General features: G+C 68.7%; 22 protein-coding genes. 10 read left to right on the forward strand and 12 right to left on the reverse strand.

All coding sequences use genetic code 11. The annotated features are described in order from the left end of the window. Window positions 1-78 precede the first annotated feature (78 nt). The 4 genes from panB (at window position 79) to der (ending at window position 4,546) form a co-directional block, all read left to right on the forward strand. Window positions 79-939: a 3-methyl-2-oxobutanoate hydroxymethyltransferase gene (gene panB / locus SAZ01S_RS14695; RefSeq protein ID WP_084583026.1), complete on the forward strand. Its 861-nt coding sequence runs from the start codon at window positions 79-81 to the stop codon at window positions 937-939. Between the two features lie 73 nt (window positions 940-1,012). Then, entirely contained in the window at window positions 1,013-1,726 is a 714-nt protein-coding gene (locus SAZ01S_RS14700) for a tetratricopeptide repeat protein (protein ID WP_084583027.1), read from the forward strand. Continuing rightward, a complete protein-coding gene (locus SAZ01S_RS14705) occupies window positions 1,723-3,054 on the forward strand; it encodes an outer membrane protein assembly factor BamB family protein (protein ID WP_084583028.1) in 1,332 nt (443 codons plus the stop codon). The genes SAZ01S_RS14700 and SAZ01S_RS14705 overlap by 4 nt, the downstream gene beginning before the upstream one ends. A 124-nt stretch (window positions 3,055-3,178) precedes the next feature. Further along, window positions 3,179-4,546 carry a ribosome biogenesis GTPase Der gene (gene der, locus SAZ01S_RS14710; protein ID WP_084583029.1) on the forward strand — a complete coding sequence of 456 codons (1,368 nt, stop codon included), beginning with the start codon at window positions 3,179-3,181 and terminating at the stop codon, window positions 4,544-4,546. A 163-nt stretch (window positions 4,547-4,709) separates the two neighbouring features. Here the strand turns inward: der and bfr are convergent, their stop codons facing one another. From bfr to SAZ01S_RS14745, 7 genes are all read right to left on the reverse strand, one after another. Next, window positions 4,710-5,192 carry a bacterioferritin gene (bfr, locus tag SAZ01S_RS14715; RefSeq protein ID WP_084583030.1) on the reverse strand — a complete coding sequence of 161 codons (483 nt, stop codon included), beginning with the start codon at window positions 5,190-5,192 and terminating at the stop codon, window positions 4,710-4,712. A gap of 71 nt (window positions 5,193-5,263) precedes the next feature. Continuing rightward, a complete protein-coding gene (locus SAZ01S_RS14720; RefSeq protein WP_084583031.1) occupies window positions 5,264-5,434 on the reverse strand; it encodes a (2Fe-2S)-binding protein in 171 nt (56 codons plus the stop codon). Between the two features lie 33 nt (window positions 5,435-5,467). Further along, entirely contained in the window at window positions 5,468-6,712 is a 1,245-nt protein-coding gene (locus SAZ01S_RS14725; RefSeq protein WP_084583032.1) for a DUF418 domain-containing protein, read from the reverse strand. A gap of 9 nt (window positions 6,713-6,721) precedes the next feature. Next, the gene (locus tag SAZ01S_RS14730; RefSeq protein ID WP_245824900.1) at window positions 6,722-7,375 is read right to left on the reverse strand and encodes a nitroreductase family protein; all 654 of its coding nucleotides are present in this window, start codon (window positions 7,373-7,375) and stop codon (window positions 6,722-6,724) included. Window positions 7,376-7,458: 83 nt separating this feature from the next. Continuing rightward, on the reverse strand, window positions 7,459-7,857 hold the full coding sequence (locus tag SAZ01S_RS14735; RefSeq protein WP_084583047.1) for a DUF3052 family protein: 399 nt from the start codon (window positions 7,855-7,857) through the stop codon (window positions 7,459-7,461). Between the two features lie 64 nt (window positions 7,858-7,921). After that, window positions 7,922-8,959: a sensor histidine kinase gene (locus SAZ01S_RS14740; protein WP_084583034.1), complete on the reverse strand. Its 1,038-nt coding sequence runs from the start codon at window positions 8,957-8,959 to the stop codon at window positions 7,922-7,924. A gap of 111 nt (window positions 8,960-9,070) precedes the next feature. Further along, window positions 9,071-11,995 (reverse strand): sensor histidine kinase, encoded by a 2,925-nt coding sequence (locus SAZ01S_RS14745; protein WP_084583035.1) that lies wholly within the window; start codon window positions 11,993-11,995, stop codon window positions 9,071-9,073. A 129-nt stretch (window positions 11,996-12,124) separates the two neighbouring features. On the opposite strand from SAZ01S_RS14745, the gene SAZ01S_RS14750 reads away from it, so the two are divergent. Further along, window positions 12,125-12,724: an alpha/beta hydrolase gene (locus SAZ01S_RS14750; protein WP_084583036.1), complete on the forward strand. Its 600-nt coding sequence runs from the start codon at window positions 12,125-12,127 to the stop codon at window positions 12,722-12,724. A 27-nt stretch (window positions 12,725-12,751) separates the two neighbouring features. On the opposite strand, the gene SAZ01S_RS14755 is transcribed toward SAZ01S_RS14750, so the two are convergent. After that, the gene (locus tag SAZ01S_RS14755; RefSeq protein WP_167693174.1) at window positions 12,752-13,744 is read right to left on the reverse strand and encodes a glycosyltransferase; all 993 of its coding nucleotides are present in this window, start codon (window positions 13,742-13,744) and stop codon (window positions 12,752-12,754) included. A gap of 362 nt (window positions 13,745-14,106) precedes the next feature. Here SAZ01S_RS14755 and SAZ01S_RS14760 point away from each other — a divergent pair, with 362 nt between their 5' ends. From SAZ01S_RS14760 to SAZ01S_RS14775, 4 genes are all read left to right on the forward strand, one after another. Beyond that, window positions 14,107-15,084, forward strand: coding sequence for a right-handed parallel beta-helix repeat-containing protein (locus SAZ01S_RS14760; RefSeq protein WP_167693175.1), 978 nt, complete (start codon window positions 14,107-14,109; stop codon window positions 15,082-15,084). Between the two features lie 241 nt (window positions 15,085-15,325). Then, window positions 15,326-16,858 carry an aminoacyl--tRNA ligase-related protein gene (locus tag SAZ01S_RS14765; protein WP_084583039.1) on the forward strand — a complete coding sequence of 511 codons (1,533 nt, stop codon included), beginning with the start codon at window positions 15,326-15,328 and terminating at the stop codon, window positions 16,856-16,858. 276 nt (window positions 16,859-17,134) lie between these two features. Further along, entirely contained in the window at window positions 17,135-18,418 is a 1,284-nt protein-coding gene (locus SAZ01S_RS14770) for a glycosyltransferase (protein WP_084583040.1), read from the forward strand. A gap of 262 nt (window positions 18,419-18,680) precedes the next feature. Then, window positions 18,681-19,463 carry an arginyltransferase gene (locus SAZ01S_RS14775; protein ID WP_084583041.1) on the forward strand — a complete coding sequence of 261 codons (783 nt, stop codon included), beginning with the start codon at window positions 18,681-18,683 and terminating at the stop codon, window positions 19,461-19,463. Window positions 19,464-19,556: 93 nt separating this feature from the next. On the opposite strand, the gene SAZ01S_RS14780 is transcribed toward SAZ01S_RS14775, so the two are convergent. The 4 genes from SAZ01S_RS14780 to SAZ01S_RS14795 all read right to left on the reverse strand — a co-directional run bounded on the left by SAZ01S_RS14780 (window position 19,557) and on the right by SAZ01S_RS14795 (window position 25,002). Then, the gene (locus SAZ01S_RS14780; protein ID WP_084583042.1) at window positions 19,557-20,366 is read right to left on the reverse strand and encodes a transglutaminase family protein; all 810 of its coding nucleotides are present in this window, start codon (window positions 20,364-20,366) and stop codon (window positions 19,557-19,559) included. Then, window positions 20,366-21,301: an alpha-E domain-containing protein gene (locus SAZ01S_RS14785; protein WP_174596122.1), complete on the reverse strand. Its 936-nt coding sequence runs from the start codon at window positions 21,299-21,301 to the stop codon at window positions 20,366-20,368. Before SAZ01S_RS14785 ends, SAZ01S_RS14780 begins: the two co-directional genes overlap by 1 nt. Window positions 21,302-21,455: 154 nt before the next feature. Next, window positions 21,456-22,892: a circularly permuted type 2 ATP-grasp protein gene (locus SAZ01S_RS14790; RefSeq protein WP_084583044.1), complete on the reverse strand. Its 1,437-nt coding sequence runs from the start codon at window positions 22,890-22,892 to the stop codon at window positions 21,456-21,458. Window positions 22,893-22,977: 85 nt separating this feature from the next. After that, complete coding sequence (locus tag SAZ01S_RS14795) at window positions 22,978-25,002, reverse strand: protein-disulfide reductase DsbD family protein (protein WP_084583045.1); 2,025 nt, start codon at window positions 25,000-25,002, stop codon at window positions 22,978-22,980. 77 nt (window positions 25,003-25,079) lie between these two features. Here SAZ01S_RS14795 and SAZ01S_RS14800 point away from each other — a divergent pair, with 77 nt between their 5' ends. Further along, window positions 25,080-26,720 carry an alkaline phosphatase family protein gene (locus SAZ01S_RS14800; protein WP_084583046.1) on the forward strand — a complete coding sequence of 547 codons (1,641 nt, stop codon included), beginning with the start codon at window positions 25,080-25,082 and terminating at the stop codon, window positions 26,718-26,720. Window positions 26,721-26,745 lie beyond the last annotated feature (25 nt).

Raw genomic sequence — 26,745 nt, forward strand, 5'->3', positions numbered from 1 at the left:
CCCGCGACGGGGGAGGGGTAAGAGCACGGGATCTGGATATACTGGCAACGCCGCCCGCGACCCGCTAGACCGCGCGGCATGTCGCACCAGCTTACCCTCGATACCGCCACCAGTCGCGCCAACCCCACGCCCGCGCCGATGAAGCGCGTCACCGTGCCGGCGATCCGCAAGCGCAAGGGCGGCGAGCCGCTGGTGATGCTCACCGCCTATACCGTCCGCATGGCGCAGCTGATGGACGCGGCCTGCGACATGCTGCTCGTCGGCGACAGCCTGGGCCAGGTGATCTACGGCCTGCCCTCCACCGTGCCGGTCACGCTGGAGATGATGGCGGCGCACGGCGCGGCGGTGGTGCGCGGCAGCTACCACGCGCTGGTGGTGATCGACATGCCGTTCGGCAGCTACGAGGCCTCGCCGCAGCAGGCGTTCGAAAGCGCCGCCCGGCTGCTCAAGGAAACCGGCGCGGCGGCGGTGAAGCTGGAAGGCGGCGCGGCGATGGCGCCGACGGTCAAGTTCCTCAACGAGCGCGGCATCCCGGTGATCGGCCATATCGGCCTGACTCCCCAGGCGATCAACGTGCTCGGCGGCTATGGTGCGCGCGGCCGCAGCGAGGCGGAGCATGCCAAGCTGGTCGGCGACGCGGTGGCGATGGACGAGGCGGGCGCCTTCGCGATCGTGGTCGAAGGCGTCGTCGAGCCGATCGCGGTGGAGATCACCGAGGCGGTGAAGTGCCCCACCATCGGCATCGGCGCTTCGGCGCAGTGCGACGGCCAGGTGCTGGTCGCCGAGGACATGCTCGGCCTGTTCGAGCGCACCCCGCGCTTCGTGAAGCGCTATGACGATTTGGCCGGCCGCATTTCCGCCGCGGTTGAAACCTATGCGGGCGAGGTACGGTCGCGGGTCTTTCCGGGACCGGATCAGGTCTATGCGCCGAAGGACTGACGGAGTAGGGCGATTTGCGTTCACGGGACGCGGCGCTAAGGTCCGCGGCCGCATCAGACCCATGGAGTAGATTTTGGCGCTTCCTCCTTCCGGTACCACCGACGAGGCCTTTCTTCGCGAAGTCGACGAGGAATATCGGCGCGATCAGCTGATCCGCGCCGGGCGCCGCTATGGCATCTGGATCGCCATCGGCGTGGTGGCCTTCCTGGTCGCCGTGGCCGGCTGGCTGTTCTACGATCACAGCCAGCGCAGCGCTGCCGAGGCGCGCGGCGAGGAGTATGACGCCGCGCTCCAGCTCGCCGCGCAGAACCAGGCGAGCCAGGCCCAGCCCGGCTTCGACAAGCTGGCGCAGGGCGAGGACGGCTATGCCGCCATGGCGCGCTTCACCCAGGGCAACCTGCTGTTCCAGCAGGGCGACAAGAAGGGTGCTGCGGCGAAGTTCGCGAGCATCGTCACCGACGCCAAGCTCGCCCAGCCGTTCCGCGATCTGGCGCTGGTCCGTCAGACCCAGGCCGAGTTCGACACACTCAACCCGCAGGACGTGATCCAGCGGCTCGGCACGCTCGCCAACCCCGATTCGCCGTGGTTCGGCACCGCCGGCGAGATGGTGGCGGCCGCCTATCTGAAATCGGGCAAGCGCGGCGAGGCCGCCAAGCTCTATCGCCAGCTGAGCGAGGCAGGCCCCCGCGTCCCGGATACGATCCGCGAACGCACCGCCGAACTCGCCAAAACGCTTTCGGTCGCTCCGACGACGACCGCCCAGACCCAGGAAAAGCAAGCTAAATGAACACGAAGGTTCGCGTTGTAACGGCGGTCGCGGCGCTCGCGCTGGTCAGCGGCTGCGGTGTCTTCAAGGGCAGCGGCGGCAAGAAGACGCCCGTGCTCGGCGAGCGCGTGCCGATCCTGGTGACCGAGAACGACCTCAGTGCCGACCAGACGCTGGCGAGCGTCGAGGTGCAACTGCCCGCGGCGGCGACCAACGAGAACTGGGCCCAGCCGGGCGGCAGCGCCTCCAAGGCGATGGGCCATCTGACGCTGGGCGAGTCGCTGTCGCGCCTCTGGTCGCGCCAGGTCGCCCGCCCGTCCAAGAAGGAACGGCTCGCCGCCTCGCCGGTGATCGAGGGCAACAAGCTGTTCGTGATCGACCAGGCGGGCGTGGTCCACGCGATGGCCGCGGATACCGGCAACGAGCTTTGGAAGGCCAACACCGGCACGGGCACCGAGAAGCGCAACCGCGGCGCGCTGTTCGGCGGCGGCGTGAGCGTCGAGGGCGACCGCGTGTTCGCATCGAACGGCTTGGGCGACGTGGTCGCGCTGCAGGAAGCGGACGGCAAGGAAGTCTGGCGCAAGCGCCCCGGCGGCCCGCTGCGCGGTGCGCCGACGCTGGCCAACGGCAATGTCTATGTGGTGACGCAGGACAACCAGCTGTTCGCGCTGACCCAGGACAAGGGCGAGGTCTCCTGGACCGCCACCGCCAGCCTCGAATCGCAGGGCGTGTTCGGCGTCGCGGCGCCGGCATCGGCGCAGGGCACCGTCGTCGCGGGCTTCTCCTCGGGCGAGCTCAACGCCTATCGCTACGAGAACGGCCTGTCGCTGTGGGGCGACATCCTCACCCGCAACACGATGACCACCTCGGTCTCGTCGCTGTCCGACATCGATGCCGAGCCGGTGATCGACCAGGGCCGCGTCTATGCGCTGGGCGAGGGCGGCCGGATGGTCGCGGTCGACATCACCAGCGGCTCGACGCTGTGGGAGCAGAGCATCGGCGGCCTTTCCTCGCCCTATGCCGTTGGCGAGTGGCTGTTCGTGGTGACCGACGATGCGCGCCTGCTGTGCCTGTCGCGCAGCAACGGCAAGCCGCGCTGGATCGTGCAGCTCCAGCACTACAAGAAGCCGAAAAAGTCGACCGGGCCGATCGCCTGGAAGGGGCCGATCGTCGCCGGCGGCCGGCTGGTGCTGATCAACACGCTCGGCCAGATCGTCTCGGTGTCGCCGAAGGACGGCAGCATCCTCTCCACCAAGGAGACCAAGGATCCGCTGTCGCTCGCCCCGGTGATCGCCAACAACACGCTCTACCTGCTCGACGACAAGGGCCGCCTGAGCGCCTATCGCTGAGCCTGGTGCCCCGGCTTCGCGCCGGGCAGACTATCCATCAAGGGGGCCGGGGCGCAGCGCTCCGGCCCCTCTCGTTTTTCCGGCGACTTTGCGTCGCCCTTTCGACTGCGTTAGAGAATCGACCATGCCTTTGCCCACCGTCGCCATCATCGGACGCCCCAATGTGGGCAAGTCGACGCTGTTCAACCGGCTGGTCGGGAAACGCCTCGCGCTGGTCGACGACCAGCCGGGCGTTACGCGCGATCGCCGCGAGGGCGATGCCAATCTGCTCGGCCTCGAATTCCGGGTGATCGACACCGCGGGCTATGAGGACGAGGATGCGGCGACGCTCCCCGGCCGGATGCGCGCGCAGACCGAGGCGGCGGTACGCGAGGCCGACGTCTCGCTGTTCCTGATCGACGCGCGCGCGGGCGTGACCCCGCTCGACGAGGAAATCGCCCGCTGGCTGCGCTCGACCGATCGCCCGGTGGTGCTGATGGCCAACAAGGCCGAGGGCCGCGCGGGCGAGTCCGGCATCCTGGAGGCGATGGCGCTGGGCCTGGGCGATCCCATTCCCTTCTCGGCCGAGCATGGCGAAGGCGTGGCGGACCTGTTCGAGGCGCTGCTGCCGCATGTCGACCGCGACGACGAGGAGCCGGAGGAGGATCCCGAGAGCCCCGACGCGCCGCTCAAGCTGGCGATCGTCGGCCGCCCGAATGCGGGCAAGTCGACGCTGGTCAACCGCATCCTCGGCGAGGACCGGATGATCACCGGGCCCGAGGCCGGCATCACCCGCGATTCGATCTCGATCGATTACGAGTGGACCGATTTCGAGGACAAGCCGCGCAAGGTGCGGCTGGTCGACACCGCCGGGTTGCGCAAGAAGGCGCGTGTCGAAGAGAAGCTGGAGAAGCTTTCGGTTGCCGACACGCTGCGCTCGATCGACTTTGCCGAAGTCGTGGTGCTGCTGCTCGACGCGACGCGCGGGCTGGAGGTGCAGGACCTCAAGATCGCCGATCGCGTGCTGCAGGAAGGCCGCGCGCTGATCATCGCGCTCAACAAGTGGGACGTGGCGGAGAATGCCTCCAGCCTGTTCAACGGGGTGAAGGGGGCGCTCGACGAGGGGCTGGCGCAGGTGAAGGGTGTGCCGCTGCTCACCGTCTCGGCGGTGACCGGCAAGGGGATCGACACGCTGATGCGCGTCGCGTTCGAGACGCGCGACGCCTGGTCGCGGCGCGTGTCGACCGGCCAGCTCAACCGCTGGTTCGAGCGCGCGATCGAAGCGAACCCGCCGCCCGCGCCGGGCGGCAAGCGGATCAAGCCGCGCTACATGACGCAGAACAAGACGCGTCCGCCCAGCTTCGTGCTGTTCGGCACGCGGGTGGACCTGCTGCCGACCAGCTACCAGCGCTATCTGATCAACGGGCTGCGGCGCGAATTCGATTTCGGCGCGGTGCCGGTGCGGCTGGTGCTGCGCGCGCCGAAGAACCCGTTCGACCGGGAGAAGGAATAGCGGCGACTCCCCCTCCCGCCATTTACACCCCTCCCGCTTGCGGGAGGGGCAGGGGGAGGGTGTGACGTGGAGGCTCTTTCTGAACCGGTGCCGCCTGCTACCCTCTCTCACCCTCCCCTAACCCCTCCCGCAAGCGGGAGGGGGACGTAGAAGGGAAGGGCGCCTACTCCGCCTCGGCCGGCTTGCTGTTGAGCTGGACATAGTTCTCCAGCCCCATGCGCTCGATCATGTCGAACTGGCGTTCCAGCGTGTCGACATGCTCTTCCTCGCTTTCGAGGATCTTCAGGAACAGGTCGCGGCTGACGAAATCGCGGACGGTTTCGCAGTGCTGGATCGCGTCGCGCAGCACCGCGATCGCTTCCACTTCCAGCGCGAGATCGGCGCGCAGCACCTCTTCCACCGTCTCGCCGATGCGCAGGCGGCCGAGCAGCTGGAAATTGGGCAGGCCGTCGAGGAACAGGATGCGCTCCGACAGCCAGTCGGCATGCTTCATCTCGTCGATCGATTCGTGCCGCTCGAACTCGGCGAGCTTCTGTACGCCCCAATGATCGAGCATGCGGAAGTGCAGCCAATATTGGTTGATCGCGGTGAGCTCGTTCTTGAGCACCTCGTTGAGATACTCGAGAACCTTGGCGTCGCCCTTCATATGCAAAATCCCTTTTCGTCCGGCGGCCAGTCTAGCGGTGAAACAATCCGGACGGAACAGGGGATGTTATCTCACGCGGCGGCACGTTCCTCGGCGATGATCGCACGGGCGAAGGGCACGCACTGGCCGCACTTCGCCTGACAGCCGAGCGCGCGATAGGCCTGGCACGCACTCTGTGCGCCGGAGCGTGCCGCTTCCCGCACGTCGCGTTCCCGCAGGGCATTGCACACGCAAACGACCATCGCACTTCCCTCAGCTCTTTCGCTGCGACGAACCTAGTGCGACTGCGAGCGATTCGCAAGGTTATTGCGAATGGGTTGCAGGCTGGCGCGCGCCAGACTACGCCAGAGCCACTCGAGCGGCCCATAGCGGAAGCGGGTCAGCCAGGGCTGCGACCAGAGCAGCAGCAGCGCCCAGACGCCGAGCACGACGGGGTAGAGCTGCCATCGCGAGAGATGGCCGAACCAGCCGAGCCCATGGCCGTCGAAGAACGCGACGCAGAGCAGGCTGGTCGCGAGATAGTTCGAGAAGGCCATCCGCCCCGCCGCCGCCACGCGCTGCGTCAGCCAGCCTTCGGGGCGCGCGACGTAGAGGATCAGGCAGGCCCAGCCGAGGATCATCACCGGCCGTACCAGGCCGGGCAGCGTCACCGCCGCCATCAGCACTGCGTAGAGACTGAACTGCGCGGCGATCAGCCACAGCGCGAGCAGCGCATAGACGGGAAGGGCGATCGCCCAGCAGCGCAGCCACCATCGCCGATAGGTCGCGCGCGGCCAGCGGCCCGCCAGCAGCCCGCTGCGCAGCGCCGCCATGCCGAACAGCATGTAGCCGAGCGTTTCCCACCCATAGAGCGTCAGCATCGCGAGCGGGCTGGTAGCATAGTCGCCGAAGCGCTTGCCGACGATGCCAGCATAGTCGCCGCGCCGCACGGCCAGTTCGGCGGCGATGCGGCTTTGCGGCGGCACGCCGAACGCGTCGACCAGCGCCGCATATTCGCCCTGCGCCGGCTGGGGGAGCAGCGACATCCGCCAGGCATCGTGCGCCAGCGTGCCGAACAGCGCGGTGCTCACCAGCACCAGCACCGCGCCCAGGCTGACCAGCCGCGAGACCGGCAGCTTGCGCAAGGGAAAGGCGATCATGCCGACCAGCGCGTAATGGGCGAGGATGTCGCCGTGCCAGACGAGCCAGAGATGGGCGAGGCCGAACAGCAGCAGCCAGCCCATCCGGGCGTAGTGTGCGCGCGCCGGGTTGCGGCCGGCAGCCTCGGCCGAGTCGGTGACGATCAGCAGCGAGGCGCCGAACAGGAACGAGAACAACCCGCGCATCCGCCCGTCGAAGAACAGGAAGTTGACCAGCCATGCACCCAGATCGGCGCCGTGCCAGCCGCCATAGGCGCGCGGGTTGAAATAGGCCGCCTCGGGCATGCCAAAGCTGACGATGTTCAGCAGCAGGATGCCAAGCAGGGCGGTGCCGCGGACGAGATCGAGCGACAACAGGCGGGAAGAAACCGGGACATGCACCCGGCGCGCTTAGAGCCAGCTGGCGATCTGATCGAGGGGTTTCCGGTCGAGCGCGGCGGCGGGCACGGTCGCGTCCGGTGCGGGGTGGCCGACGACGATGAGCATGATCGGCTTTTCATGCTCGGGGCGCCGGCACAGCCGATTGAGGAAGCGCGCCGGCGTCGCGGTGTGGACCAGGGTTGCCAGGCTCGCCTGGTGCAGCGTGGTCAGCAACAGGCCGCAGGCGATGCCGACGCTTTCGGTGACGTGCGGGTTCGGGAAGCGATCGGTGTCGCTCGCGCGCGTCTGGCCGAAGGCGACGATGATCCACGGCGCGATTTCGAGATAGGGCTTCTCGGCCTTCGCGCCCAGTTCCTGGAGCAGCCCCTGCCATTCGCTGCCGCCGATGCCGCCATAGAAATGGCGCTCTTCTTCCTCCACGGCCACGCGCAACGCGGTCTTGGCGCCGGGCGAGGAAAGCACCGCGAAATGCCAGGGCTGGCGATTGGCACCGCTCGGCGCGCTGCCGGCGGCGGCGATGGCGGTTTCGATCAGCGCACGCGGCACCGGGCGGGAGGAAAAGCGCCGGCAGCTGTGACGGGTGGCAATGTGCTCGCAAAAGGCGGCCGCGCGGGCGATCCGCTCATGGTCCGGCAGATCGATGTCAGGGGTCCAGGGCCGCATGTTTACATTCATAGGGGAGGTCGGTCGCGCATCCTGTCCGGATGCGGGCGGTCTGTCCATTCGGTTGTTGTGCGGAGCCGCAATCAGGGGCGCAGTGCCGCGGGCACCAGCTTGACGCCGGCCCAGTGGTCCCCCACCGCGCAGCGGTCCCGCTCGACCCAGCCCTTCTGCGCGGCAACGTCGGTGATCGCGCCGGTATCGAGCTCGCAGTCCGCTGCGCGTTCGGGCCAGGAGACCCAGAGGAAGCCGTTGGCGGCAAGCAGGTCGTGGAGCGCAGCCAATTCCCGCTCGAGATGATCGCGCCGGGTGGCGAACAGGTGGACGGCCTGCACGCCGTCCGTGGCGCAGCCCAGTTCTTCCAGGGCAGTGCGCTCCGGCGCGATCGCGGCGCGGACGTCGGCCGGCATGTCGTGGAACCACACGCGCATGCCGGGCTTGAAGCCCAGCCGCGCTGCCATCGGGGTGCCAGAACGCTGTTCCATCGCCGCCATCCTTTGCCTCACTGTACCGGATGCAGCGGATCGGCACCAGCGGCCTTGATCTCGGTCAGTCGGCGCGGGCGAGGTCGCCGACCGCGGTGATCGGAACGTCGCGCAATTCCACCAGCGTGCCCGGGTGGGCCGGCGCGATCCGCAGGGCGGCGCCCATGCCCTGCGCCAGGCTGCGTGCGATGCGCAGGCCCAGGCTCTTCGCCGCCGCCACGTCGAAACCGTCGGCCACGCCGCGGCCATCGTCGTGGATCGTCAGCGAAAGCCGGTCGCCCTCGGCACAGACGGTGACCGTGATCGTGCCGGTGTCGCGATCGGCAAAGCCATGCTCGATCGCATTGGCGACGGCTTCCGCCACGATCAGCGCGAGCGGGATCGCGCGATCCGCCGGCAGTATCTGGGCGCTGTGCGCATCCACCACGTGCCGGATGCCGGGCTTGCCGCCGCTGGCCGCCAGATCCTCGACCAGCGCGGTGACGAACGCGTCCAGCGCCATCGGTTCGCCGCGGCTGCCATAGAGCCGCCGCTGGATCCGCCCGATCAGCTGCAGCTTGGCGGCAGCGTCGCCCAGCGCGCGCCTCCCCTCGTCATCGGCGACGGTGCGGCGTTGCAACGCCAGCATCGCCCCGACCATCTGCAGGTTGTTGGAGACGCGGTGCTGCAGTTCCTCGAACAAAATTTCGGTACGCCTGGCGAGTTCGGAGCTGCGCTCGCGCTCGGCCGCCAGCCGTGCGTTCGCCACCTGCATCCAATGGACCAGCAGGATGTCGACCGTAACCACCCCGGCATAGAAGAGCAGCGCGATGCCCGTCCCGCGATGGAGCGCGAAGCTGCGTGCGGGCGGGATGAAGAAGTACCAGGCGAGCAGCCCGCACAGCACTGCCGCGGCGATGCCGGGGCCCCGCCCGAACAGGAACGAGGCGAGGATCACGGCCGGGAAGAAGGTGAGATACGGGAATCCGGGCGGGAATAGCGGATCCAGCGTCAGTCGCAGCCACCACGCGATCGCACAGAAGCCCAGCGTGAACGCATAGGCCAGCCCGCGCTGCCGGGTCAGCAGCGGCAGATGTTCCAGCGTACGATGATAGGATTGCATTGCCACCCGTGCCCCGTGACCGCCCTGAACGCGCCATCGCAGTTCCGACAGTGGACTGCGGCCCGGTGGCCCCCTCATCGTTCAGAAACATTGCAGACGCAAGCGCCCGCGTCAGTGCGGAACGGTCAGGCGCACGCGCGTGCCGATCGGGTCGCCGCGCTGCACCGCCACCGTGCCGCCCAGCGCCGCGGCACGCTCGCGCATGCCGCTCAAGCCATAATGGCCGGAACGGCCGCCGTCGGCGACTATCTGCGGGGGAATACCGATGCCCTGGTCGCTGATCACGACGACCAGCTCGGCAGGACGCGCGTGCAGCTCCACCTGGGCGAGGTGGGTGCGCGCGTGGCGGCGCACATTGGCCAGCGCCTCCTGCACGATTGCCAGGATGTGCTCGAGTTCGGGCGGCTGGAAGCGGAGCGGCGGACCATCGCGCGTGACCGTCACGCTCAGGCCGTCTTCGGTCATGCAGCGCGCGAGCGCCTCGATCAGCGGCTGGGGGTCGCCCGGGCCGGAGATGCGGCGCAGCGCGAGCACGCGATCGCGCGCTTCGAGCATCACATCGTCCGCCCGGTCCAGCGCGGACTCGAGCAGGGCCTGTGCCTTGGATCCCGGCTCTGTCGCATAGGCGGCGGCCTGGAAGCGCAGCATCAGCCCCTGCATGCTTTGGAGCAGCGTGTCGTGCAGTTCCCGGGCGATGCGTTCGCGCTCGGCAAGCTGGGCTTCGAGGCGACCCCGGTTGCGGGCGATCTGTTCGCGCAGCCGCCAGGCGTAGAGGAGCCACAGCATCCCGGCCGCGACCGCAAGGGCGGCGAGGCGGAACCACCAGCGCTGATAGAAGCGGGGCGCGATCGTGAAGCTGACGGTGGCGCCTTGCGTGTTCCACACGCCATCATTGTTCGCGGCGATCACCTGGAAGCGCCAGGTGCCGGGGCCCAGATTGGCGTAATAGGCCTCGCGTGCCGTGCCCGCATCGACCCAGCCGGCATCGAAACCGACGAGCCGGTAGCGGAAGCGCACGCGTTCCGCCTCGGCCAGGCTCAACGCGGTGTAGGCGATGCGGAGATTGGCGGTCCCCGCCGGCAGCGCGATCGCGTTCTGGGCGTCATAGCGCCGATCGTTCGCCGTCAGACTTCGAATCAATACCGGCGGCGGCAGCAGATTGCGGACGATCCGGGCCGGATCGATCCAGCCGATGCCGACATTGTCGGCCACCCAGATCCGCCCGTCGCCGCCGCGGACGGCGGTGCTCCGCAGGCCGGCCTGCTGGGCTACCCCCGGCAGCCCATCGGCGGCGCCAAACCTCTGGGGCTGGAACGGTGCACCGGGCTGCGCGAAGGCGGTATCGAGCGTGGCTCGGGTGGTACGGATCAGGCCCTGGACGCCGTTGATCCAAACCGTCCCCTCTGCGGTCTGGACGATCCCGGTGATGCCGCTCAGTTCGGGGACGCGATTTGCGTCGATGGCGCGCAGCCGGCCTTGTTCAAGCCGCGCCAGGCCCAGCTCGCCGCCGACCAGCAGGCCGGCCGGGCCGGACGAGACCAGCGCGATCGTGCCGATCCGGTCCCCAGGGATGGCATGCAGCGCGGTGCCGTCCCGCCGATATAGTTGATCGCCACGATAGAACCAGCGCCCGCCCCCCTGGCCCGAGGGCGTGAGCATCCGGGTCATCGGAAGGGTATCGGAGGTGAGCCGCTGCCAGCCCTTGGCCGACAGCAGGAACACGCCCTGGTCGATGATGCTGGTCCAGGCCGTGCCGTTGTTGCGGGCCCAACTGCTCGCCTGCCAGGGCAACGGCGGTACCGGCATCCGCTCGACACGGTCCCCCCGCATCCGCAGGATCTCGCCGAAAAGCGCGACAATGAGATCGTTGCCTTCGGCTTCGATCATCGCGATCTGGCGGTCGAACTGCCGAACCAGCTGCAGCGGTTCGCCGGCGCGCGCGCGGTACAGGCGATGCGGATTGGCGGCGAACACGGTGCCGTCCGCCGTCGCCGCCAGCTCGAACCCGCCGAGCACCTGGTCGTCGATGCGCAGCGCGGTCGTGGCGCTCACCGGGCGGAGCCGGAACAGCCCGAGATTGGTGCCGATCCACAGATTGGCTTCCCGGTCCTCGAGCATCGGCACGGCGACCAGCGAGGGCAGTCCTTGTTGTGGCGTAAGGCGGGCGAAGAGCGGCGCCCCGCTGCTCCCACCCTCCGGTCGGCGGGTCTGGAGCACCCCGCCCTGGAACAGGGTGCGCCACAAGGTGCCGTCGCGGGTGAAGCGCATGCGGTCGGCACCCGGCGCCCGGATTTCGGGCGGGAGCGGGGCGATGGCGAGCCCGGCGGCCGCGGCGCCCGCCCGATCGGCCGGATCGCCGGAGGCCCAGATCTGCCCATCCGGCGCCTGCGCCAGCCGCGTCCGGTGCAGGCTGCGCCACACCGGCACGAATTGTCGGGCGCCGGGCCGGAGGACGCGGATGTCGCGCTCGCCGGCAACCCAGATCGCGCCGTCCCGCGCAGCGATCACGCTGTAGGCGGAGCCGTCGGGCACGCCCTCGTCCGGACCCAGCCGGGTCATGCGGCGGCCGTCGATCCGGAACAGACCGCCCTCCGGGCCGCCACGCGCCACCCACACGGTGCCGTCGCGTGCCAGCGCGAGTTCCTCCACCCACGCATTGGCGGTGCCGAACGTTTCGATCCGGCCGCCGCGGAGATGCGAAACCTGTCCGGCGAAATAACCGATCCACAGGCTGCCATCGGCCGCCGCACGCAGCGCGGTGATGGTGCGTGAGGGAAAGCGGCCGATGGCCGGCACGACCGGCTCGAAGGTGATGCCGTCGAAGCGATACAGCCCGGCGCCGGTGCCCAGCCACAAAAAGCCGTCGGGCGTCTGCTCGAGCGCCCAGATGTCCGGCGGGGCGCCGTTGATCAGGGTCCAGGCGCGCCGATCATATTGGTCGAGGCCACGGTGGAGCGGCCGCTGCGCAGCAAGGACGTGTGCGCCGGCCAGCAACCACGGCACCACCAGCATCACCCATTGCCAACCCCGTCGCATCGCGCGCCTTCTTCTCCCTCGCGTCCACGACCAAGCGTTCGCCCGCTGCGGCCCTTACCACAGGAACCGCATTGCACAGCGGCCGGCTCGGATATAGCCTCGCGGTTCGGCTTAACGGGAAGAATCGCCATGATGCTCGCGACGACCCCCCTCGATCGATTTTCGGTGATCAGTACGGGCCAAGGGCCCGCCCGGGCGCTGTCGGCGCTGTTCGGCGCGCCGCTGCACAGCGATGCACACCTGGATTATTCCGAAGATACCCCGCACCAGCGTAATCTCTGGGCGGCCAAGCTGGATGCGGCCATCCTCCATGCCGAGCGACCGGTGCTGCTGGTGGCGAACGGCGCGAGCTGCTTTGCCGCCACCTGGTGGGCACGGCTGTCGCCGCGCGACTATATCGCGCGGGTCGCCGGGGCGCTGCTGATCGATCCGATCGCCGGCGAGGGCCATGCCGCGCATTTCGCCTCGCCCAAGATCCGGCTGCCCTTCCCGTCGCTGCTGCTCAGCGGCGACACGCCCGATGCCCATGTCGCGGAGCGGGTGCAGGCGCTGGCGCATGGCTGGGGCAGCGCGGTCGGCGGCATGCCGCAGCTTCCCCACGCCCGGCGCAGCGGCAGCCACTGGCAGGGCGCGCGCGAGCTGGTGCTGCGGATGACGGCGGGCATCGTCGAGCGCCGCGCCCAGGCGGCCGATGCGCTGGCGGCGGCGCTCGCCCCCGACGAGGGCTGACCCCCTCGCCGAACGCAGCCCAGGCCTTCAGGCGCCGACCAGCATCGCGACGTTGCGCGGCATGTCGCGGTACAGATAGCCGCCGGCCAGGATCGCGATCCGGCGGGCGATGAACCCCTGATCGCCGGTCGCGACGAACCGCTCGATCGCGCGTCGGGACTTGGCGGGCAGCCGGTCGCCGAAGACGTCGACCAGCGCCTTGGCCTGTGCCCGGCGAAGATCCATGCCGCGGCGGACCTTGGCGAACTTGCCCTCGGCGCGAAGATACTGGCCGAGATCGACCTTCTTGGGTCCGGACGAGTTGTTGCCGTGGACGCGGTACGACATGGTCGGCTGCTCGATCGGCTCGACATGGCCGAACACGGCCGCCACCAGCAGCATCCACCAGTCATGCCCGGTCACCGCATCGAGCGGCGTGTCGCGCGCCAGCAGGTTGAGCGCGCGGTTCGATCCGGCCGTGCAGCCGATCATCGGCGCGCAGACCAGCATGTTGGCGAAGGTGAAGCGGCGTAGATCGCCCATCCGCTTGAACGCGCGGTAGCTCGGCGCGATCACCGCATCCTCGCCGTTCACCACGCGCGCGTCGCTGTGCACATAGATCGGCGTCTCGGCGCCCAGCCGCGCCTCGGCTTCGCGCAGCGCCTGCAGCGTCACGTCCACCTTGGTGTCGTCCCACAGATCGTCGGCATCGGCATACATGGTGTAGGGTGCCGTGCTCCGGTGCAGCAGGCGCGTGAAATTGGCCTTCGCCGAACCGCTCGCCTCGCCGGCGTACAGCACCACGGGCAGGTCGAAGTCGCGCAGTTCGTCGAGCAGGATCGCCACCGTGTCGTCGCTCGACCCGTCGTCGCGGATGATCAGCCGAAAGTCACGGTTGCGCTGCGCCTTGATCGAGCGGACCATCGGGCGGAGGTAGCGAGCGCTGTTGTAGGTCGCCATCAGGATGTCGCACGCCACGCCGTCCGCGTTCGCGCCCGTTTCCGCGACGGCCTGCTCGCCCATCAAGATCTTGTCGGTCATAGGGTCCTTCGAGGCTGCGATACCCACGGCCTGCAGCGGGGTGACAATGCGTCGCCGGCCGCTCGCAGAATGTGCATCGAGGTGGTGACGATCGCCGGAATACCCAATCCGTTCGCGTTGTTGCGCTGCAAATATCGCCATCTACGGGCCCGAGGCAAGCAACAACCGCGGCGGACGTGCCGCGCACGCCCGGCGGCCCTGCGCGCAACATCGGGCAGTTTGCGCCGAAGCGGAGACGAACCACCTCGGTACTTCCGCACCGCAGCGCGGACGAGGTTAACTTCGGCTGCCATTCGTTCTATCGCTGCCGTCGCGACCGATGCCGGAATGCCGTTGTCGGTGCCATGCGCTGGAGGAATGACATGAGCTTGGCTGTTCTGGCTTTGATGACCACGGTGACCGTCTCGACGCCCGGCGAACTCGCCGCTGCCATCGGCAAGGCGCGCGGTGGCGACGTGGTGGTGCTGGCGCCCGGCGACTATCAGGCGCAACGCTTCATCGGCACGGCATACAGTTCGCCGGTCGTGTTCCGCAGCCAGGATCCGAAGCGTCCGGCGCGGATCTCGCAGCTCAACATGAAGGATGCGCGCAACGTCACCTTCCAGGACATCGAATTCACCCGCATCCGCGGTTCGGAGCCCCATTTCGCGGCGGTGATCGTGATCGCGGACGGCTCCAACATCGTCTTTCGCGGCGGCAGCGTCCATGGCAGCCTGAACGACAATGCCCGCGACGACTTCATGGGCATCCATGCCCGCCGGCCCGATCGACTGCAGGTGATCGGCGTGACCTTCAAGCAGCTCTCGGTCGCGCTGGGCATCGAGAACGGCACCAACTTCGTCGTTCAGGACAGTTCGTTCAGCGAACTGGCCACCGACGCGATGGAGATTCCCGGCGCGCTGGGCGGGCTGATCGAGCGGAATCATTTCTTCAACTACCAGCCCAATCCGGGCGCCCATACCGATGCGATCCAGTGCTGGACGCTGCGGCAGAAGAGCGGGTGCAAGGACATGGTGATCCGCGGCAACTGGTTCGACAGCGCGCCGGGCAAGGAATTCCAGGGCGTGTTCTTCGCCGACGAGGACAATGTCGGCGGCTATGATCGCATCGAGGTGAGCAACAACAAGTTCACTGGTACGGCGTGGCACGCGATCAACATCGATCGCGGGGTCGATATCGTCATCAAGGACAACATCCTCATCGCAGGCCCCACCGCCCGGCCGTGGATCAAGACCGCGGGCCCTGCGGTGGTGACCGGCAATGTCGCGCCCACCTATATCATCGCGGGCAAGCCGGGCGTGCCCAAGGGCAACAAGATCGGCGGCATCTACAAGAAGTAATACCAACCTGCACGGAGAAGAACCTATCTTCGTCCTCCACATCGTCACCCCGGCGAAAGCCGGGGTCCATTGCGGTCTCGCTATCGGCGTTTGCTGAGACCGAGAGGCGAATGGATCCCGGCTTTCGCCGGGATGACGGGGATAGGCTGGAGGAGACGGTATCAACGCAGCCTGGTATAACCCGCACCGGATCGGCGCGCCGGCCCTTGCGTCGACGCGCCCAAGCGCTAAGCGCTGGGGCATGATCAAGCACGCCCTTTCCGTCACGCGCGACGGCGATTTCGCGCAATGGTACCAGACCGTCATCAGCGAAGCCGACATGGCCGAGGATTCGGGCGTGCGCGGCTGCATGGTCATCCGGCCCTGGGGCTATGGCATCTGGGAGCGCATCCAGCGCCTGCTCGACGATCGCATCAAGGCGACGGGCCACGAGAATTGCTATTTCCCGCTGTTCATCCCGCTTTCCTATTTCGAGAAGGAAGCCGAGCATGTCGACGGCTTCGCCAAGGAGATGGCGGTCGTCACGCACCATCGCCTCGTCCAGAAGGACGGCCGGCTGGTCCCCGATCCCGAGGCGAAGCTGGAAGAACCTTTGGTCGTCCGCCCCACCTCGGAGACGGTGATCGGCGCGGCGATGTCGCGCTGGGTGCAGAGCTGGCGCGACCTGCCGGTGCTGATCAACCAGTGGGCCAACGTCGTCCGCTGGGAAATGCGCACCCGCATGTTCCTGCGCACCGCCGAATTCCTGTGGCAAGAGGGGCATACCGCCCACGCCACGGTGGACGAGGCGCAGGAAGAGACGCTCAAGATGCTCGAAGTGTATCGCAGCTTCGCCGAGGACTGCCTGGCGATGCCGGTGGTCGCGGGCGAGAAGCCGGAGAATGAGCGTTTCCCGGGCGCCGTCTCGACCTTCTCGATCGAGGCGATGATGCAGGACGGCAAGGCGCTGCAGGCCGGCACCTCGCACTTCCTGGGCACCACCTTCTCCTCGGCGCAGGACATCAAGTTCCAGAACAGCGAAGGCCAGTTCGAGCTGGCGCAGACGACCAGCTGGGGCGTCTCCACCCGGATGATCGGCGGGCTGATCATGGTGCACGGCGACGACGACGGCCTGCGCGTGCCGCCGATGGTGGCGCCGTGGCAGATCGTGATCGTGCCGATGCTGCGCGACCAGCCCGAGGACGCCGCCACGATCGAATACTGCAAGTCGCTCCAGGCCGAGCTGGCCAAGCTGACCGCGCTTGGCGAACCGGTGCGCGCGCTGCTCGACCTCAAGGCGGTCAAGGCGCAGACCAAGCGCTGGGGCTGGGTGAAGAAGGGCGCGCCGATCGTGATCGAGGTCGGCGGGCGCGACGTCGCCGGTGGCAATGTCTCGGTGATCCAGCGCGACAAGCTGTACCGCGAGGACGGCAAGCTCCATTCGCAGATCCTGCCGCGCGCCGACTTCGTCGCCGAAGCGGCGGCGATCCTCGAGAGCATCCAGCAGGGCCTCTATCTCGACGCGCGCGATCGGCTGGAGAGCAACATCCGCCGCGACGTGACCGATTTCGACACGCTGGCGGCGATGTTCGACGATTCGGTGAAATTCCCCGGCTGGGCCGAGGTGAACTGGGCCAAGCCGACCGGCGCCGAGCTGGATGCGGTGGTCGAGCGGCTCAAGGCGCTGAAGCTGACGTTCCGCAACGTGCCCGGCGGCGCGGCACCGGCGGAGGGCAGTTGCCTGTTCACCGGCAAGCCGGCGGTCGAGCGGATTCTGGTGGCGCGGGCGTACTGAGGTCCAAGATCCTCCCTGGAACGGGGAGGGGACTGCGCTGGGTGCATGGGATATCCGCGTCTCAAGGTCCGCCGTCATTCCCGCGAAGGCGGGAATCCATTGCCCTCAGCGCTGGGGGAAAGAACCGCCGCACCAGCGCCAATGGATCCCCGCCTTCGCGGGGATGACGGCGTATGGTGACCGTATCGGACGGTCACTCCCCGTGCCGGGCCGGATCTTTCTTGACCTTCCCGGTCCTCCCAGTACCCAGCTTCCTCCCGACAGGGGAGCAATCGCATGCGGGTGGTACTGGCGACGCTGGGCACGTTGGGGGATGTGCACCCCTTTATCGCGCTGGCGCTGGGCATGCAGGCACGCGGGCACACGCCCGTATTCGCCGGCGCCGAGGCGGTGCGGCCGATCGCCGAGCGGCACGGCATCGAATTCCATGCCATCCGGCCCGACGGGCCGCAGGTGCTCAGCGACCTGGGGATGGACGAGGGCGCCGTGGCGCGGGCGGTGGCGACCGACATCGGCTTCGTGATCGACCGCGTCGTCCTGCCTTATGCCGAGGTGACGCTCGCCGATCTGAAACCGGTGATGGCAGGTGCCGATCTGGTAATCGGCAGCACCTTCTCGATCCTCGCCCGGATCGCCGCGCAGGCGGTCGGCGTGCCGCTCGCCTCGGCGCTGCTCCAGCCGCTCACCTTGCTCTCGGCCGAGGACCCGCCGGTGATGATGCGCGGCGAGACCATACTGGTCACGCTGCGCCGCTGGTTCGGCCCCGGCGCCGTCCGTCCGCTGCTGCGCCTCGCCGAGCGCGCCTCGGCGCGGCAGATGAAGCCCTTCGCCGCGCTCCGCGTCGCCGCCGGTGCGCCGCCCTTCGCCGGCAACGAGATGCTTGCCGGGCCGCTGGCGGTCGATCGTGCGGTCGGGCTGTGGTCGCCGGGTTTCGCGTCGGCGCCGGCCGATGTGCCCGCCAGCTTTCAGCAGACCGGCTTCGTTTTCTACGATGGCGGATTCGCCGGGCAGGGGCTCTCGGCCGAGATCAAGGCGTTTCTGGCGGCGGGGGCGTCCCCGCTGGTGTTCACGCTCGGCAGCATGGCCGTCTATGCCGAGGACGGCTTCTATGCCGCCAGTGCCGAGGCGGCGCGGACATTGGGGCGGCGGGCGGTATTGCTGGTCGGCGACGATCTGATGGAAACGCACCGGCATCTCGGCGACGCGAATATCCTGGTCGCGGGCTATGCGCCGCACTCGCAGCTCTTTCCCCGCGCGGCGGCGGTGATCGGCCATGGCGGCATCGGCACCACCGCCCAGGCGATCCGCGCGGGTGTCCCGCAGCTGGTCTGCGCGATCTTCGGCGACCAGTTCGATAATGCTGCACGGATAACGCGCGCCGGGCTGGGGCTGGCACTGCCGAAGCGGCGCTATACCGGCGCGCGGGCAGCCGCGGTGATCGATCGGCTGCTGCGCGACACCGCCATCGCCGAGCAGGCCGCGAAGACGGGCGCCGCGATCGCGGCCGAGGATGGCGTCGGCCGCGCGCTCGATGCGCTGGGACTCGCCCCGATCGGGTGACGTCCCGCCCGCGAATCGGGTCGCTTCGACGCGCCCGATCGGTGCATTCCCGCCGCAGCAGCGCCCGGTTTCTGCCCGTGCGGGCGAAATTGATGGTTAGCGGCGGCGCGAATTGTCTCGTTCCGCGTCACGCGGGAAGGGCGGGACGGCCGGAATGCTCCTGATTGATGGTAAACCCGCTTTTCATCATCCAAAACCGATCCCATAACGGCGTAAGAGGGGCCGGTCGGGACGGCCCGACGAAGCAGAGGACGGCCGAGCGGTGACCGCATTATCTCGTTTCCCGCGTTTTTTCGTTACCAGCCCGTCGCCTTGCCCGTACCTTCCCGGCCGCCAGGAACGGAAGATCTTCACCGAGCTTTCGGGTCAGCATGCGGGCGAACTGAACGACGCGCTCAGCCGCATCGGCTTCCGCCGGAGCCAGTCGGTCGCGTACCGGCCAAGCTGCGCGGGCTGCACCGCCTGCGTGTCGGTCCGCGTCGTCGCCGAAGGCTTCCAGCCCAATGCCACGCAGCGCAAGCTGCTGAAGCGCTATGGCGACCTCGAAGTCACCGCGTGCAAGCCCTGGGCGACCGGCGAGCAATATGACCTGCTCAAGCGCTATCTCGACTCGCGCCACCCCGGCGGCGGCATGGCGGCGATGGACGAGAGCGACTATGCCGACATGGTCGAGCAGTCGCCGGTCAGCTCCTATGTCGTCGAATATCGCGAGCCCTCGGTGAACGGCCAGCGCGGCCGACTCGTCGGCGCGTGCATCACCGATCAGCAGGGCGATGGCCTGTCGATGATCTACAGCTTCTTCGTGCCCAACGACGATGTGCGCCCGGGCATGGGCAATTTCATCATCATGGACCATATCCTGCGCGCCCGCGCGGCTGGGCTGCCCTATGTCTATCTCGGCTATTGGGTGAAGGGCAGCGCGCGGATGGCGTACAAGACGCGCTATCGCCCGATCGAAGTGCTCGGGCCCAGCGGTTGGGCGCTGCTCGGCGACGAGGACGAGGTGGCGGCGATGCCGAGTGCGGTGGTCGCGGCGTTCGCCTGAGGGCACTGCCTAGGCCAAGCCGTCATCCCGGCGTTCGCCAGGATGACGCTATTGGAGGCAGGCTGGAGGCAGACGCGGTCGCTACGGCTGGTCCTATTCCTCGCTCCCCAGCTGGTCGACATGCAGGTCGACGGCGAGCTGCTCCTCGCCATGGCCGATCCGGTGCCCGGCGACCGCCGCGGCGCCTTCCGAATCGAGCCCGATCGCGACGCGGACATAGCCGTCATCGGGGGACAATCCGGTTACCGGATCGAACGCCACCCAGCCCAGGCCTGCCACCCATCCCTCGCACCAGGCGTGTGGCGCGCATTGCGCATGATCGTCGAATCGATAGCCGGAGACGTAGCGGGCAGGGGCGTCGAGCGTCCGCGCGGCCGAGACGAACATCTGCGCCACGTCGCGCGACGCCTTGGCTGCGCCGGCAAAGGCCTGGGCGGCGGTGAGGCCGGTGTCCGGCACGTCGGGCACGCAACGGAAGCGGGCGTGCAGCGCCTGGTTCAGCCGGTGCAGCCGCTCGATCGGGTCGTCGGTGCCCGCCGTCACGTCCTGCGCGAACGCGGCCAGCTGCGGGCTGGGTGCAGTACGCGGCGTCGTCCGAAGGAACAGGGCAGGGGGCAGCGGCTCGGGCGTGCCGCGCAGCACGCCGGCATTGCCGGTGGTCAGCACCTCGCCGGTCACCGCGATCTCGATCGCCTCGATCGGGCCCTCGGCATAAAGCATCGTCACCGCGTTGCCATAGCCGTCCACCGCGTCGCGCAGCCGCGCGTCGCAATCGACGCCCACCATCCAGCTCACCACCGTCTGGTGCTGGGTGTCGCACGGCGTCAGCCGCAGCATCTGGACGATCCGCGCCTGGGGCTGGGTGAAGCGGTAGACCGAGCGGTGTTCGACGGCGATGCGCATCAGAGGAACCGGAACTGGCGAGCGATCGCGCCATCGAGCAGCGCGTTCTCGGTGATGAACGTCTCGAGATATTCGTGCAGGCCGCCGACGATGATGTCCGGCGTGCGCGCCTTCTGGATGCGGGCGAGCCGGGCACGGGCCATGCGATCGGCCTCACCCTGCAGCCCGGTGCGCTTGGCGAGCGCGCTGAGCAGCGTCACCGTCTCTTCCACGCATGCGGCCAGGCTGCGCGGCAGTTCGGCGCGGCTGACCAGCAGGTCGATCACATTGTCCGGCCGCAGCCCTTCCGAATAGAGCCAGCGATAGGCGGTGACGGCGGAGACGGTCTGCAGGATCGTCGTCCACTGGTCGCGGTCCACCGCGCCGCCGACGCTTTCGCCGGCCGGCAGCAGCAGATGGTATTTCACGTCGACCAGCCGCGCGGTGTTGTCCGCCCGTTCGATCGCGGCGCCGAGCTGGATCAGCAGCGTCGCCTCGTTGCGCATCATCCGGTGGATCGCGCCCTCGAAGCCGCGGGTCTCGCCCTTGACCTGCTCGACCAGGTTGAGCGTCTCGGTGGCGCCGCCGGTCGAGGCGCGGTTGGCGAACAGCCACCAGGCGCGGTTGATCGCGGTCCAGGCTTCGCGGGTCAGCGCGGTACGCACGGCGCGGGCGTTGTTGCGCGCCATCTCCAGGCAGCGGGTGATCGAGCCGGGGTTGCTGGCCTCCAGCGTCAGGAAGCGCGCGACATGCGCCTGGGTGGCGGGATGGCCGGTCGCGGCGAAGAGCTCGTCGGTATAGCTGACGGTGAGCGCGCTCAGCCACGCGGCCTCGCCGGCGGGGCGGGCGGAGAGCGCATCGAGGCGGATCGTGGCCTCCACCAGCCGCGCGATGAAGTCCGCGCGCTCGACATAGCGGCCGAGCCAGTAGAGCGCGGCGGCGGTGCGGGAGAGCATCATCATGCGATGGTCTCCTTCAGGTTCCCCTCCCGCTTGCGGGAGGGGCTAGGGGAGGGACTGACGTGGAAGAAGCGCTGGAACGATCCAGCCCCTCCCCCGACCCCTCCCGCAAGCGGAAGGGGAGCGCAGACTGCGGCGTCCGGATACCCCCTCATGCCGCGTCCCCCAGCAGCACGAAGCTGTCCTTGGTCCCGCCGCCCTGGCTGGAGTTCACCACCAGCGATCCCTCGCGCAGCGCCACCCGGGTCAGCCCGCCGGGCACGACGCGCACCTTGTCGCTGCCGGTCAGCACGAACGGGCGGAAGTCGACATGGCGCGGCGCCAGCCCCTTGTCGGTGAGCGTCGGCACGGTCGACAGCGCCAGGGTCGGCTGGGCGATATAGCGGTGCGGCTCGGCGATCAGCGCGGCGCGGAAGGCCTCGATCTGCGCACTCGTCGCGGTCGGCCCGACCAGCATGCCGTAGCCGCCGGAGCCGTCGACCAGCTTCACCACCAGCTCGGGCAGGTTGTCGAGCACATATTGCAGCGCCTGCGGCTCGCGGCAGCGCCAGGTCTCGACATTGGGCAGCTTGGCCTCGCCGCCCGAATAGAAGCGGACGATTTCGGGCATGTAGCTGTAGATCGCCTTGTCGTCGGCGATGCCGTTGCCGGGCGCGTTGAGCAGCGCGACATTGCCGGCGCGATAGGCGGCGATCAGCCCCGGTACGCCGAGCAGCGAGTCCGGGCGGAACACCAGGGGATCGAGGAAGTCGTCGTCGATGCGGCGGTAGATCACGTCCACCCGCACCCGGCCGGCGATCGTCTCCATATAGACGACATCGTCGTCGACGACGAGATCGGCGGCCTCGACCAGTTCGACCCCCATCGAATCGGCGAGGAAGCTGTGCTCGTAATAGGCCGAGTTGAAATGGCCGGGCGTCAGCACGACACACACCGGCCGCGCCCGGCCCAAGGGGGCTACCGAGCGCATCGTCTCCAGGAGCATGTCCGGATAGCTGTCGACCGGCGCGACGCGGAAGTCGCGGAACAGTTCCGGGCACAGCCGGATCATCGCCTCGCGATTCTCCAGCATGTAGGAGACGCCGGACGGCGTGCGGGCATTGTCCTCCAGAACGTAGAATTCGTCGGGACCGGTGCGCACCAGGTCGATGCCGCAGATATGCGCCCACACCCCGTGCGGCGGTCGGATGCCGGCGACTTCGGGGCGGAACTGCTCGTTGCGCAGGATCAGTTCGGGCGGGAGGATTCCTTCGTCGAGGATGCGGCGCGCGCCGTAGATGTCCTCGAGGAACGCGTTGATCGCCTCGACGCGCTGGACGAGGCCGTCGCTCAGCTTCTCCCATTCGTGGCGCAGGAACATGCGCGGCACGATGTCGAAGGGGATGATGCGTTCGGCAGCGTCGCTGTCGCCATAGACGGCGAAGGTGATGCCGAGTTGTCGAAAGGCTGCCTCGGCAGATTGCTGTCGCCGTTGCAGTTCCTCCGGCGGGGTATCGGCGATCCATTGCGACAGCGCGGAAAATTCCGCGCGCGGCGCCTCTGGCCCGCCATGCCCCCAGATTTCGTCGAACGCCCCCCGTGATCCCATCGAAGCTCCCAAACGCCGGAGTGGCCGATTGGGTGCATGCTGCAATGCTTCGTTGCGCCGCACAAGCGGGGAAATAGGGCGATGTTTATTTGGCCTTGGCCAATCCGGTCAGCAGATCTTGCGTCAGCACTTGCGGCAGCACCTCGGGCGCGTCCTTCCCCGGCCTGTACCAGAGGTAGAGCGGCACGCCGGCGCGGTTGTGCGCCTCGATGAAGCGGCCGAGCGCGGCGTCGCCATTGGTCCAGTCGCCGACCAGCACGGCCACCTTGCCGTCGGCCAGCGCCTGCTCCACGGCAGCGGTTTCGATTACGCCCTTTTCGTTGACCTTGCAGGTCAGGCACCAGTCGGCGGTGAAATAGGCGAACACCGGCTTCCCTTGCGCGCGCAGTTCGGCGAGCCGGGCTTCGCTGAACGGCTCGGCATTTCCGGCCGCGGCAACCGGACCTGCGGGGGCGGGGTGGACCAGCGCGGCGCCAACCAGCGCCACCAGCAGCAGCGGCACGGCGGGCAGCCAGGCGCGGGGCCGCCCCTTGGCCTGCCGCGCACCCGCCCACCACAGGCCGAGCATGGCGAGCAGCGTCGCGCCCAGGCCGATGGTCATGCCGTCGACGCCCGCCTGCTTGCCGAGCACCCAGGCAAGCGCCAGTGCGGTGAGGAACATCGGGATCGACAGGATGTGGCGCATCGTCGCCATCCATGCGCCCGGCCTGGGCAGCGCACGCCGGAAGGCCGGGACGAAGCCGAGCAGCAGGAAGGGCAGGGCGATGCCGAGCCCGAGTCCACCGAAGATCGCGAGCCCCGCGAACCAGGGCAGGACGAGTGCCGCGCCGAGTGCCGAGGCCATGAACGGCCCGGTGCAGGGGGTGGCGATGAACGCGGCGAGCGCGCCGGTCGCGAAGGCGCCGCCATGGCCCTTGCTCGCCGCACGGTTGACGAAGGCGGGCGTGCCGATCTCGAACAGCCCGGCGAGGTTGAACGCGATCGCCGCGACGAGCAGCAGCAGCACCAGGATCACGCGCGGATCCTGCAGCTGGAACGCCCAGCCGACCGTCGCGCCCGCCGCGCGCAGCCCCAGCAGCAGGCCGCCCAGCGCCAGGCACACCAGCACCACGCCCGCGGTATAGGCGAGCGCCTCGGCGCGCGGGTTGCCGGCATCGTGGTTCGCCTTGGCGAGGCTCAGCGCCTTGAGGCTGAGGATCGGGAAGACGCACGGCATCACGTTGAGGATCAGCCCGCCCAGCACCGCCGCGAAGAACGCGCCGATCGCCGCCAGCCACGGCGTGGCGGTGCTGGCGGGCTTGGGTGCGGGCACGGTGCCGGGCTTAGCGGTGACCGTCAGTCCCTGGCCGTCGATCGCCAGCACGCCTTCCAGTGCGGTCGGGGCGGTGCGCGCCTTGGTCTCGATAACCAGCCGGTCGCCGTCGCGGGCGACGCGCTGCGGCGCGGCATAGTCGAGCGCATTGGCGGTCAGCGGGTAGAAGTACACGTCCTTCGCCGCCGCGCCGGCCGGATAGGGGACGGCCAGCCGCAGCGTGCCGCCCTCGGCCTGGAAGCTGGCGGGGGTGCTCAGCGGCTTGGGCAGCTTCGCCCGCCAGCCATCGAACTTCATGCGCGTGGCTGGATCAATCGTGCCGTCGCCGATCGTCACGCGCGTCTCCAACTCGGCCTTTTCGGGCACGCACAGCGTGTCGGTGCAGACGAGATAGTCGAGCTTCAGCTTGATCGGCAGCGTGCCCTTGGCATCCGACGGCACGTGCAAGGTCGTCAGCCGGACGAAGGTGCCCTCGTAGACATAGTTCATCAGCCCGGCGACCAGCAGCCGCTGCGGCACCGGATAGCGGAAGTCGTCCGCGCGCAGGCCGGCAGGCAGGGTCCAGTGGGCCTCGGCGGGCAGGCCGGCGTCGCCCGGATTCTGCCAATAGGCGTGCCATTTCGGGTCAGGGGTGGAGACCAGCGCCAGCGTGACGTCGCTCCCCGCCCTGGGGCTCGCCGTCTCCGCCACCAGTTCGCTGCGGACATGTGGGCCCTTGGCGAACCCCTGGGCGATCGCCGGCATGCCGGTCACCAGGAGCAGCAGGAGCGACATCAAAGCGAAACGAAGCTGGGCCATGGCGCCGTCCTTGCCCAGTTCGCCGCGTTCGACAATAGCTGGGTGCGTCCAACCTTCCGTGCCCGGAGCCGGCCCCGATGAAACTGCTTGCCCCCCTTGCCGCCGCTCTCGCGCTGGCCGCCACCCCCGCCCTTGCCCAGCAGAACGCGCCCGCCGCGGCGCTGCCGGCGACGCCGCCCACGCTGGTGGTGGTGATCTCGGTCGACCAGTTCTCGGCCGATCTCTTCGCCGAATATCGCGCGCAGTTCAGCAGCGGCTTCGCGCGGCTGATGACCGGTGCGGTGTTCCCGGCGGGCTATCAGAGCCATGCCGCGACCGAGACCTGCCCGGGGCACTCGACCATCCTCTCCGGCGATCATCCCTCGCGCACCGGCATCATCGCCAATGACTGGACCGATTTTGCCGCCCCGCGCGCCGACAAGACCGTCTATTGCGCCGAGGACGAGACCGTGCCGGGCACGGATTCGAACCACTACACCGTGTCCGACAAGCATCTGAAGGTGCCGACGCTGGGCGAGTGGATGAAGCAGGCAGACCCGCAGTCGCGCGTCGTTTCGGTCGCCGGCAAGGACCGCGCGGCGGTGATGATGGGCGGCCACAAGGTCGACGAACTCTGGTGGTGGGACGGCAAGGCGTTCGTGTCCTATGCCGGCCGCACTGCGCCCGACGCCGTCACCAGGATCAACGCGGCGACCACCGCGCGCATCGCCGAGGCACAGCCGGCGCTCGATCTGCCCGGCTTCTGCAAGGCGCGCAGCCGTGCGATCCCGGTCAGCGCGACAAAGACCGTCGGCGACGGCCGCTTCGCGCGTGCGGCGGGCGATGCCCGGGCGTTCCGCATCTCGCCCGAGTTCGACGATGCGGTGCTGGCGCTCGGCGCCAAGCTCGCGACCGACATGAAGCTCGGCCAGCAGGGCCATACCGACCTGCTGATCCTCGGCGCTTCGGCAACCGATTATGTCGGCCACACCTATGGCACCGAAGGCAGCGAGATGTGCCTGCAGCTCTTCTCGCTCGACCAGACGCTGGGCCGGCTGTTCGATGCGCTGGATCGTACGGGCGTCGACTATCAGGTGGTGCTGACCGCCGACCATGGTGGCCACGACCTGCCCGAGCGCCACCGCGAGCATGGCGCGCCGACGGAGCAGCGGATCACCGCCGAGGTGACCACCACCAACATCAGCCGCGCGCTGGCGGGCAAGCTGGGGCTGACCGGCCAGGTGCTGGTCGGCGGCCCGGGCGGCGATGTCTACGTCTCGCCCGCGGTGCCGCAGGCGAAGCGCGCCGCGGTGCTCGCGGAGGCGGTGAAGCTCTACGCGGCCAATCCGCAGGTGCAGGCGGTGTTCACCCGCGCCCAGATCGAGGCGACGCCGATTGTCCATACCCCGCCCGAGACCTGGAGCCTGATCGAGCGCGCCCGCGCCTCGTACAACCCGGAGCATTCGGGCGACCTGGTGGTGGCGCTCAAGCCGCGCGTCACGCCAATCCTCGATCCATCGATCGGCAATGTCGCGACCCATGGCAGCTTCTGGGACTATGACCGCCGCGTGCCGATCCTGTTCTGGCGCAAGGGCATGACCGGCTTCGAACAGCCGCTGTCGGTGGAGACGGTCGACATCGCCCCGACGCTGGCCGCGCTGATCAAGGTGCCGGTGCCGGTCGAGATCGACGGCCGCTGCCTGGATATCGATGCCGGCGTGGGCGACAGCTGCAAGTGATCCAACGATCCTCCCCCTTGACGGC

Origin of the sequence: Sphingomonas azotifigens NBRC 15497 (assembly GCF_002091475.1) — a bacterium.
In the GTDB taxonomy this organism is placed as follows: domain Bacteria; phylum Pseudomonadota; class Alphaproteobacteria; order Sphingomonadales; family Sphingomonadaceae; genus Sphingomonas; species Sphingomonas azotifigens.